A 1,539-nucleotide genomic window follows, 5' to 3' on the forward strand; every position below is an offset into this window, starting at 1 on the left:
GGCACGTGGCTCGGCGGCCAGATCATCAAGGACGGCGAGGAGATCAAGGTCGCCAACGTCCAGCAGGCGATCGAGCACGGCATCGGGTACGTCTCCGAGGACCGCAAGGCGCTCGGCCTCAACCTGCTCGACACCGTCAAGCGGTCGACCGTCGCGGCCGACCTGCCGAAGATCTCCAAGGCCGGCGTCGTGGACTCCCTCGAGGAGTACAACGTCGCCGAGAAGTACCGCAAGATGCTCCGCACCAAGGTGCCGACCGTCGAGGAGAACGTCGGGAAGCTCTCCGGCGGGAACCAGCAGAAGGTCGTCCTGTCGAAGTGGATGTTCACCGACCCGGACATCCTCATCCTCGACGAGCCGACCCGCGGCATCGACGTGGGCGCCAAGTTCGAGATCTACGGCATCATCCAGCAGCTCGCCGCAGAGGGGAAGGGCATCATCCTCATCTCCTCCGAGCTCCCCGAACTCCTCGGCCTCTCCGACCGGATCTACACGATCTTCGAGGGCCAGATCACGGCCGACATCCCCTCGGAACAGGCCGATCCAGAAACGCTCATGCGCAGCATGACCTCCGCGCGGAAGGGCGCTCTCGTCTCATGAAGAACCTGAAACTGCTGTTCGGCAAGGGCAACAGCATCGGCCAGTACGGCATGATCATCGCGTTGATCGCGATCGTGATCTTCTTCTCGATCACGACGAACGGCCTGATCCTCGAGCCGACGAACGTCATCAACCTGTTCCTGCAGTACTCCTACATCCTCATCCTCGCGCTCGGCATGGTGATGGTGATCATCGCGGGCCACATCGACCTCTCGGTCGGTTCGGTCGCGGCGTTCGTCGGCATCATCGTCGCCCAGTCGATCTCCGTGTGGCACTGGCCGGTCTGGGCCGCGATCATCCTCGGCCTCGCCGTGGGTGCGCTCGTCGGTGCCTGGCAGGGCTTCTGGGTGGCGTTCGTCCGCGTGCCCGCCTTCATCGTGACGCTCGCCGGTCAGCTCATCTTCCGCGGTGCGAACCAGATCATCGGGCAGTCGACCTCGGTGCCGACCCCGGACTCGTACAACGTCATCGGTGCCGGCTACCTCGGCGACTTCGGCCCGGACTTCGGCTTCTCGAACGGCACGCTGCTCATCGGTCTCGCCACGATCATCGCGCTCATCGTCATCGAGGTGCGTGGCCGCGGCCGCCGCAAGAAGATGCAGGCCGAGGTCCCGCCGCTGTGGGTGTCGATCGTCCGCACGGGCATCCTCGTCGCCGTCACGCTCGTCGCGACCTACCTGTTCGCCGCCGGCCCCGTCGGCACGTCGATCCCGATCGTCGCGATCATCCTCGGCGTCCTCACGATCATCTACGGCTTCATCACGAAGAACACGATCTTCGGCCGCCAGGTCTACGCCGTCGGGGCAACGCCAGCGCCGCGGTCCTCTCCGGGGTCAGTGCCCGCAAGGGCAACTTCTTCGTCATGGCGAACATGTCGGGTCCTGGCCGCCGTCGCCGGCATGGTCTTCGTCGGCTACTCGAACGCCTTCGGGCCTGCTG

At 65.1% G+C, this 1,539-nt stretch carries 2 protein-coding genes; both read left to right on the forward strand.

What is annotated here, in order from left to right; all coding sequences use genetic code 11:
* On the forward strand, nucleotides 1-600 hold a 600-nt coding region (locus I5E_RS05150; RefSeq protein ID WP_022906047.1), incomplete at its 5' end, for an ATP-binding cassette domain-containing protein.
* The coding region (locus I5E_RS21220) for an ABC transporter permease subunit (protein ID WP_049973442.1) at nucleotides 597-1,539 on the forward strand (943 nt) is incomplete at its 3' end. The genes I5E_RS05150 and I5E_RS21220, both read left to right, overlap by 4 nt.

Source organism: Curtobacterium sp. B18, from assembly GCF_000333375.1.
Lineage (GTDB): Bacteria > Actinomycetota > Actinomycetes > Actinomycetales > Microbacteriaceae > Curtobacterium.